This is a genomic window from Edaphobacter sp., from assembly GCF_035763405.1.
Lineage (GTDB): Bacteria > Acidobacteriota > Terriglobia > Terriglobales > Acidobacteriaceae > Edaphobacter.
Genome location: NZ_DASUBE010000082.1, coordinates 22567 through 31784 on the forward strand (window position 1 = coordinate 22567; position 9218 = coordinate 31784).

The window sequence follows — 9218 nt, forward strand, 5'->3', positions numbered from 1 at the left end:
ACCGCGAAGGGTGTCCCACCCGAAGGGTCACGGCTCGTGGAGAGTGGAAGGGCGACCTACTCGCATTTCACACGCAAAGCCGCGACATCCTCAAGCTAAACGCACACAGAATGTGCGAAATTGAACATCATCGCGAGCAAGCGCCGTGTACGTTGAATACATATCGAGAAGGAGGCCGACGCACATGTTCTCTCAACCAGTCATCTTTTACCCACATCGGCGCAATCGCAATGGATCGTTCGACTCGATCTGCCTCACCTGCTTCGCAACCATTGCAAACGCGGAAACAGAGATGGAACTTCTGGAACACGAAAGGAGGCACTTCTGCAAACCCTCTACCGTTTCGCAGCGGGCCTTCGATCGCAGGATTCTGGAAGGCAAGGAAGCTACAAGAGTCACCGAGGCCGTCGGCTGAGAAGCCTCTGGTGCAAGTGGCCCCATTTCAAAAGGGCGGCTTTGCAGACTGCGGAAAGTCCGTTTTGCTTAAATGCCTGATTGCTCCATCTGCTGTGGGGCTCTGGCCCTGAGGCCTTTGCCTCCTTCCACGACTTTCCGCAGCCTGTAAAGCCACTGGAGTGCGGTCTCATGCGATGGCGGTGAGTTCCCACGCAGCCTCTTCCGCCTCTGAGAGGCTGCTTTATCATTTCTCCCATTCCTTTATGGTTCTGCCATTCTGAGCGAAGCGAAGAACCCCCTGCATCCCGTCTCTTCGGTTGCTTGTTCCCAGGCTCTCTGTTCCATCTCCGAAGTTGCCTTAAGGAAGGTCTGATTAAGTCCGCGAAGACTCCCTCCGGGGCTAAAGAGGGTGCTGAAAAAGTCAGTTTTGCTTAAGGGCACGGCTTCAGCCGTGCCGCTCACGCTGCAAAATCAACGCGGCTTTAGCCGCTGAGGTACGCTTTCTTCCCGGCGAGACACTTTTCAGCACCCTCTAAAGCCCCATTGAATTGAGGGACGTTATGGCGTGGCTGAAGCCACGCCCTTTCAAAACGAAGATTTAATCAGAGGTTTCTTAAGAGTAATTCGCCGTCTTTGCCGCTCCAGAAGCCTTGATCCGAACCGGTACCATCGAATAGGCTGCCGCCACGCTCAAACGGCGACTGGGATGCTGCTTCCATCGCACTGCACGCTCCAAAATCTGAAACAACAGATTCAAACGGGTAGCCTTCTCATAGAAGGCGTCGGCCACGACACCTTCCGGCACTTCGCTTCCGGAAAAGCTCCCACTTGTCGCGATGGCATATATTTCAGGAAAATTACAACGAACTTCAGAGAGCAGCTCAAAGCCTGACATCCCCGGCATATTGAGATCGGAGAGCAAGACATCAGGTCTTGCTTCTCCGATCCGGGCCAAAGCTGTAACGCCGTCTTCCGCGCAGCGGACGCTACATCCCAGGCCGCTCAGAATGTGGGACATCAGCTCTCTTATCAATGACTCATCATCAGCAATCAGAACTGTCAGGTTAAGATCAGTCATGGGAAGACCTTCCGAGCTGTAGCATGTGAGTTCTAATAAGATAAGCATCGCATCGTTCTGTGAATGCTTCTGCTCAATACTGCACATGCGGGCCGTTTTTGTGTTTAGGAAGGCCGTTTGGGGAGGCGGTCTTTGGCAGGTCCGGTCTTGCGGCGTTGTGCTCCGGCAGTTGATCGTGAAGGATAACGTTGAGGAGCGACTTATGCACCCGGATGCGGCCGTTATATTCAATGAAGCCCAGCTTGCGGAAACGATTCATGAAGAAGCTCACGCGAGACCTGGTTGTGCCGATCATCTCTGCCAGTGTCTCCTGCGTGATATGCGGAATGAGGGTCTCCGGCTCGCCGGGCTTTCCGAACCCTGCCATGAGCAGCAGGATACGGGCCAGACGTTTCTCGCTCGAATTGAAGAGCTGATCGACCAGGTCGGCCTGGGTCCTCATGCCTCGGGCCAGCAGAAACTTGAGAAACAAGTCGGAGAACGTGTGCTCCTCGTGGAGGACCCGGATCATCGCCTCTCGTTCTATTCTGAGCGCGACGCAGGCAGTGATGGCCGTTGCCGTCGCCAGGTGAAATCCCGCCGGGCCGGCAATCGACTCCTCGCCTGTGAATTGGCCGGCGGCGAGCAGCGTGATCGTAGCTTCTTTACCGCTCTTTGAAACGACTGTGAGTTTTGCCCGTCCGGACTGGATATAGAACACGCAGTCTGCCAGAGATCCTTGAGTGAAGAATGTCTGCCGTGCCTTCAAATGGACGACTCTTCTTCCCACACCAGCATTGGCGAGAAATGCCACAGGATCGAATGGGAGCATTTCCAGATCGTTCATAAAGCTGGTCTTCCTCTCGTGCGGCCTGAAATGAAGGGACCCATTGTTCACGTTGCCACCTGAAGTCATGCTGATTTAGATACACAATATGACGGTATGAGTAGTATCCTCCTTTCATTACCGCGAAAATGGCCGTTTTTGCTCACTTCTCTGGTGCTGGATAGCATAATGCCACAATGTCGCAGATAGCATCACGTGCAACCGTCCGGCAGGCTGGAACTTCAATGACTATGCTCAAACTCGACCGTAACCGCACCAGCTCCCATTGAAATCCTCCGCCCCGGATGTGACATAGGAAGTGCAGCGATTTTGTCCGCCGAGGCACGCGCCGTGAACGAACCGGCGATTGGCGGAGGAGATGAGTGGGCCACAGCCCACTTTTGATTTACCCCCAAAAGCGCCTCAAAACACATCACTTAGACTTGAATGGGCGGGTGGCCAGCATCTTTTTCCGCCACCCTCGTTTTGCCGCAATCCCTGAAAACACTAGTTAGCCGAAGGCCGTTCGACATGGTCGATGACGTAATACACCACCGGCCCCCGCCCTGCCTCCAGCCTCAAGCCAAGCTGGTGCTTCAGAGCATCAAAGATCGACGGGCGATCGAGCAGCCCCGCAGGAAACTTCTCCGGCGAGACGTTGGGCGGCAAGACCGGAGCATACGACAGCGTGAAGTCGTAGTTCCCGGTCAGCCCGGTTTTGTCGATTACCGGGCGCTCATCCTGGTGGAGGACGCGCTCCAGCCACCAGCAAAAGTACCGCATGTTGACCCTCTTGCCGACGGTGACGCCATCCGCGTTGTCGTTCATCGGAATGCTGAAATCCTGCTTGCTCTCATCGACCTTCATCTTCAAGCCCGATTGATCCACCATCAGGGCGTAAACGGGACCTTCTTTGATCTCTTTGTGGAACTTCAGGTTGAACCGGTCCGCCAGCAGGTTCTGAAACATCACCTGTAAATCGTCAATGCTGTAGGGATGGTCCGCCTTGGCCTCGACATCGTAGCCGTCGGTCGCAAGCCAGTCCGGCGCACCCTTGATCCGGCGCATGGGAACTTTGTACATCAGGCTGATCATCAACTTGACCGGGACGTTCTGCGCCAGGTAGCCGTTGCCTCCCGGCATCGCCTTGATGTACCCGTTACGCATATTCGGGTCGGAGCGCCTGATGGCCGCCACGTCAAACGTCAATCGATCCGGCTTGCTCTGACCGTAGGCTCGAGTCATGCTCATCAGGCCGACGATCACAGCCGTAGCCAAAAGATACGAACCGCGCTTCATCCGTCCAGTTATGAAGAACTTCACGACTGAGCCCCTATCCAGGCATTGAAATCCCGAAAATCTAGATGTATCATAAAGAAGCAGACGATTTTGTTTCGCCGAGGCAGGAGCCGTGAACGCACCGGCGATTGGCGGAGGAGATGAGTGGGCCACAGCCCACTTTTTATTTGCTCCAAAAACCGCTGCAAAATGCATCACTTAGACTTGAATGGCATTTGAGTTAGACACAATCCGGGCCACCGCAGAGCGTATCGCGCGCTCGCACCACCTCGACCTCGTGGACATCGAGTTCCAGGGCGGAGCGAAGCATCGCGCCCTGCGCGTCTTCATCGAAAAAGACGCCGCCGAGCGCGCCAAGCTGGCAGCAACAGGAGCCGCCAGCGAAGGAGAAAACGCCTTGCCCTCGGGCGTCCCGGTCGAGCAGCTCTCCGGCGTCACCCACGAGGACTGTGCCCGCTTTGCCCAGGATCTCGGCACCGTGCTCGACGTCGAAGACCTCATCCCAGGCTCGGCCGAGTACACGCTCGAAGTCTCCTCGCCGGGCCTTGAACGCAAGCTGCACAAACCGGAGGACTTCGCCCGCTTTACTGGCAGCCTGGTCAAACTTCAGACCTTTAGCCCAGTCAGCAACAATCGCCACTGGCAGGGCCGCCTGACGAAGTTCCGGGACAACACCCTGACGCTTGACCTTTCCGCCATCAAACAGAAGGGGAAGGCAAAAAAGAATCAGACAGAGCAGACCGTAGACATCGCCCTGTCGAACGTCGAAAAGGCAAATCTGGTTGCAGAGATTTAAGCGGGGATTCAAATCAATCCTCCGCGAAATGCATCACAAAGAGCATTGCACGAAGATCAGGAAACACCGCCGGGAACGCCCCGGCGAATTGAATCAAGAGGAACAAGAGCAATGGCAAGCGCGTTATATCAATCCATCGAATTGCTGAGCCGGGACAAGGGCATCGAACCCGACGTAGTTGTGGGCGCCGTTGAGGACGCCATTGCGCTCGCTACCCGCAAGTACTACAAGACACAGGAGAACATGCGCGCCGAGATGGACCGCGAGACCGGCGAGATCCGCGCCTATGTCTTCAAGACCGTCGTCGAGTCGCCCGAGCAGGTCGAGGACGGCATCAACCAGATGACGCTTGACCAGGCCCGCGAGCTTGCCCCCGAGGTCGAGGTCGGCGGCGAGCTGCGCTTCTATAAAGACACCACGCCGCTAGGCCGCATTGCTGCCCAGATGGCCAAACAGGTCATCTTCCAGAAGGTCCGCGAGGCTGAGCGCGATACCGTCTTCAACGAGTACAACCACCGCGCGGGCGAAGTCCTGAACGCAACCGTCAAGCGCCTCGAACCTATGGACGTCATCTTCGATCTGGGCAAGGCAGAGGCCCGGATGCCCAAGCGCGAGCAGTCGCGGCTGGAACAGTTCGCCGTTGGCGAGCGCGTCCGCGTCGTCCTGCTCCGCGTTGACCGCGCCGCGAAAGGCCCGCAGGTCATCGTCTCGCGCGCCGCTCCCGCACTGGTGCAGAACCTCTTCCAGTCCGAAGTTCCCGAAATCTACGACGGCACCGTCAGCATCAAGGCCATCGCGCGCGAGGCGGGCGAGCGCACCAAAATCGCCGTCCAGAGCCGCGACAAGGACGTGGACCCCGTCGGCGCCTGCGTCGGCATGAAGGGCATGCGCGTGCAATCAATCATCCGCGAGCTGCGCGGCGAAAAGATCGACATCATCGAATTCTCCGACGAGATCACGACCTTTGCGGAAAAGGCGCTCCAGCCCGCGAAGGTCTCGCGCGTTTCGATCACAGACCTCACGGAAAAGCAGCTTGAGGTCATCGTGGACGACACGCAACTTTCGCTCGCCATTGGCAAGAAGGGCCAGAACGTTCGGCTCGCCGCCAAACTGCTCGGCTGGAAGATCGACATCAAGAGCGAGGAAGAGAAGCGCCAGGAGGTCGAGCAGCAGATGCAGGCCATGTCCGGCGGCCCGACGACTCCAATCGAACAGGTCTCGGAACTTGGCGAAAACGTGCTCGAAAAGCTGATCGCCGCGGGCATCACTACGGTCGAAGCACTCGCCGACATGACCCCCGAACAGCTCGAAGAGGTCCCCGGCATCGGCGAAAAGACAGTGGAGAAGATCTCCGTCGCCGTGCGCCACTACTTCGGCCAGTACAACGAAGGCGAAGAGCGGCCCGCCATCGCCGCTGTGGCCGTCGCGCCGGAGGTCAGCTCGCTCGAAAAGACGCCGGAGGAGGTTCTGGCAAGCGACGCAGGCCACAACGGCGCCAAAGAGGTCAGCAGCTTCTCGACCGAAGACATCGTCGAGGCCGAAGAAGCAGGTTCGGGCATCGACGCCTTCAGCGAGGCCGACGCCCGCGAAGAAAAGATCGAGACCGACAACGACGCCGTAGATACCCTCGTGGATGAAAGCGAGGATGTCTCCACCGAAGGCATTGACGAAGGAAGCAATCGTGGCTAGCCCGTATAGCCGCACTACGCAACCGCTCCCTGGCCCGCAAAGTTCGCGCTTCAGGGATAATAAAAACACCAACGATTTCTACCCCGATGAGGCTGATATGAACAGCTAAGGGCGCAGGTAAGTGAAAAGGGACGGATGAGCAAAGTTCGAATCAACGATCTGGCACGAGAGCTGGAAGTCAAAAGCAAGTCTATTCTGGACGCGCTGATAGCCGTCGGCGTTACCGAGAAGAAGACCCACTCCAGCTCTATTGAGTTGGACGAAGCCGAAAAGGTGCGCAGCTACCTGTCTGGCGCCAGCCGTCCCGCCCCCACCAGGTCTGCGACGGAGACCAAGCCGAAGTTCGACCTCTCGAAGGTCTCCAAGCCCGGCGATGCGCTCAAGGCTATCCTCGAGCGCAAGCAGGCCGAGGCAGCCGCCAAAGCCGCGCCGCCGCGCCCGACCGCAGTCGCTGCACCTCCCGCTGCTCATGCTGCACCTGCCCCGGCACGCCCTGTCGCCACGCCGCCTGTTGCAACTCCGGCTCAGCCCGCCGCGCCCGCGCCGCGCCGCATCGTGCCGCAGCCGCGCCCGCAGGCTAACGTTGTCATGCCAGCTCCCGCAGCGGCGCCAGCCATTGCCACCAAGCCGCCGGTTGGCCCGGTCATCGTCAGGCCTCCCGTCACGGCCGCCGCGCCTGCCGCAGCAAAGCCGCCGCAGGAACGCCCCATCGTAGCTGCGCCTGCCGAGCCTGTTGCCGCCAAGCCCGCTGCCGCGCCGCCGGTCGAAGCCGTTGCCGCTGCGCCCGCAAAGCCCGTTCAGCCAAAGGCTGAGCCGCCTGCCGCGCCGGAGCCAGCCGTCGCTGAAACCATTACTGCTGAAGCCGCGCCCACCGCGCCGGTCCGTCGCGTCATTATGCCGCAGACCGGCCCACGCCCCATCTATACCGCGCCCGCCGGAGCACCGCAGCGTGGCCGTCCCATCTTCGAGCGGCCTCGTCCGCAGGCACCCGGTTCGCGTCCTGCACCATCGACCGCTCCCGGCGCGCGCCGCCCCATGCACCCCACCCGCACCTTCCCCGGCGGTCCCGGCGGAGCGCCCGGACGTCCCGGCTTTGCCCCCGGCGGAGCGCGTCCCGGATTCGGCGCCCGTCCCGGTTTTGGAGCGCGGCCCGGAACGCCCGGCGGCATGTTGCCGCCTCCCGGCGAAGCGCCGACCGGCCAACGTCCCGGCCAGCGCCCTGGCCGCCGCGCCGGAAATCAGCGTTACGAAAAGAGCAAAGAAGGCCCGATGAAGGGATTCGCTCCCCCGCCGCGTTTTGGCGGAGCGCACATCCCGCAGGAACCTCTGCCCATCACGAAGACCATCACCGTCACCGAAGGCATCAGCGTCAAGGACCTCGCCGAAAAGCTCGACGTGCGCGGCAAAGACCTCATCGCCACGCTGCTGATGCGCGGCGTCCTCGTCACCGTGAACCAGTCGCTCGACGGCGAGCTGGTGAAAGATGTTGCCCGCCAGTTCGGCGCCGACGCGCAGATCATCACGGTCGAAGAGCAGCTTGAGAACGAGGCCATCGAGGGCTTCCTTGAAGACACCACGGGCATGGTCGAGATCGTCCGCTCGCCGGTCGTCACCGTCATGGGCCACGTCGATCACGGCAAGACCTCGCTGCTCGACGCCATCCGCTCCACCGACGTTGCCGGCGGCGAAGCCGGAGGCATCACCCAGCACATCGGCGCTTACAAGGTCAAAATCTCCAAACCCGACTCGCCCGCCTTTGGCCGCGAGATCGTCTTCCTCGACACCCCCGGCCACGAGGCCTTCACGCGGATGCGCGCACGCGGCGCCAAAGTCACCGACATCGTCGTCGTGGTCGTCGCTGCAGACGACGGCGTCATGCCGCAGACCCTTGAAGCCATTGACCACGCCCGCGCCGCGAAGGTGCCCATCATCGTCGCGGTCAACAAGATCGACAAACCCGAAGCCGCGCCCGACCGCGTCAAGCAGCAGCTCTCCGATCGCGGCCTCGTCCCCGACTCATGGGGCGGCGACACGCCCTTCGTCGAGGTCTCGGCGAAGAAGCGCATCAACCTCGACGGCCTCGAAGAGATGATCCTGCTCGTCGCCGACACGAACGAGCAGAAAGCCACTCCCGACCGTCCCGCCGTGGGCACCGTCATCGAAGCCAAGCTCGATCGCGGACGCGGTGCCGTCGCCAGCGTGCTCGTCCAGAATGGAACGCTGCGCACCGGCGACAGCTACATCGTCGGCAACACCTTCGGCAAAATCCGCGCCATGTTCGACGACCGCGGACGCCCCGTCTCCGAGGCCGGTCCCTCGACGCCGGTCGAAATCCTGGGTCTCGAAGGAATGCCGGACGCAGGCGACACCTTCCTCGTCATGGCCGACCGCGACAAGGCCAAGGGCATCGCGCAGTACCGCAAGATGAAGGAGCGCGAGGCGCAGCTTGCCAAGTCCTCGCGCGTCTCCCTCGAAGGCCTCGCCGAGCAGATCAAGTCCGCCGGGGTCAAAGACCTCAACCTCATTCTCAAGGGCGACGTGCAGGGTTCGGTCGAAGTGCTGGCCGACTCGCTCGAAAAGATGTCCACCGAGAAGGTGCGCGTGCGCGTCCTGCGTGCGGGCGTCGGAGCCATCACCGAGTCCGACGTGCTGCTCGCCTCCGCATCCAACGCGGTCATCATCGGCTTCAACGTGCGGCCTGACCGCAAGGCCGCCGAGATCGCCGAGCGCGAGAACGTCGAGATCCGTCTGCACTCCATCATCTACGAGCTACAGGACGAGATCACCAAGGCGATGTACGGCTTGCTCGAACCGGTCTACAAGGAGAACTACCTTGGCCGCGCCGAGGTGCTCAACGTCTTCAAGATCACCAAAGTCGGCCAGATCGCCGGCTGCATCGTGCGCGACGGCCTCATCAAACGCGACGCCAGCGTTCGTGTCCTGCGCGCGGGCGAAGAGCTCTGGAAGGGTAAGATCTCGTCGCTCAAGCGGTTCAAGGACGACGCCTCCGAAGTCCGTCAGGGCGTCGAGTGCGGCATCGACCTCGCCGGATTCAAGGAGATCCAGGTCGGCGACATCATCGAAGCCTTCACCACCGAAAAGATCGCCGCCGAACTCGGCAGAACCGCCGCCGAAGCCAAAAAGGCCGAACAGGA

General features: G+C 60.4%; 7 protein-coding genes. 4 read left to right on the plus strand and 3 right to left on the minus strand.

The genetic code is table 11. From position 1 onward, the window contains the following. The first annotated feature begins 184 nt into the window (after positions 1-184). The gene (locus tag VFU66_RS08110) at positions 185-415 is read left to right on the plus strand and encodes a hypothetical protein (protein WP_326445736.1); all 231 of its coding nucleotides are present in this window, start codon (positions 185-187) and stop codon (positions 413-415) included. A 594-nt stretch (positions 416-1009) separates the two neighbouring features. On the opposite strand, the gene VFU66_RS08115 is transcribed toward VFU66_RS08110, so the two are convergent. The 3 genes from VFU66_RS08115 to VFU66_RS08125 form a co-directional block, all read right to left on the minus strand. Next, a complete protein-coding gene (locus tag VFU66_RS08115; RefSeq protein WP_326445737.1) occupies positions 1010-1474 on the minus strand; it encodes a response regulator in 465 nt (154 codons plus the stop codon). A 73-nt stretch (positions 1475-1547) separates the two neighbouring features. After that, positions 1548-2300 (minus strand): Crp/Fnr family transcriptional regulator, encoded by a 753-nt coding sequence (locus tag VFU66_RS08120; protein WP_326445738.1) that lies wholly within the window; start codon positions 2298-2300, stop codon positions 1548-1550. Between the two features lie 486 nt (positions 2301-2786). After that, positions 2787-3578, minus strand: a complete 792-nt coding sequence (locus VFU66_RS08125) for a TIGR03435 family protein (RefSeq protein WP_326445739.1) — start codon at positions 3576-3578, stop codon at positions 2787-2789. Positions 3579-3786: 208 nt separating this feature from the next. Here VFU66_RS08125 and rimP point away from each other — a divergent pair, with 208 nt between their 5' ends. The 3 genes from rimP to infB form a co-directional block, all read left to right on the plus strand. Further along, positions 3787-4374 carry a ribosome maturation factor RimP gene (gene rimP / locus VFU66_RS08130; protein ID WP_326445740.1) on the plus strand — a complete coding sequence of 196 codons (588 nt, stop codon included), beginning with the start codon at positions 3787-3789 and terminating at the stop codon, positions 4372-4374. 111 nt (positions 4375-4485) lie between these two features. Next, the gene (gene nusA / locus VFU66_RS08135; protein ID WP_326445741.1) at positions 4486-6063 is read left to right on the plus strand and encodes a transcription termination factor NusA; all 1578 of its coding nucleotides are present in this window, start codon (positions 4486-4488) and stop codon (positions 6061-6063) included. Between the two features lie 135 nt (positions 6064-6198). Continuing rightward, positions 6199-9218: translation initiation factor IF-2 (infB, locus tag VFU66_RS08140; protein ID WP_326445742.1), on the plus strand; the 3020-nt coding region annotated here is incomplete at its 3' end.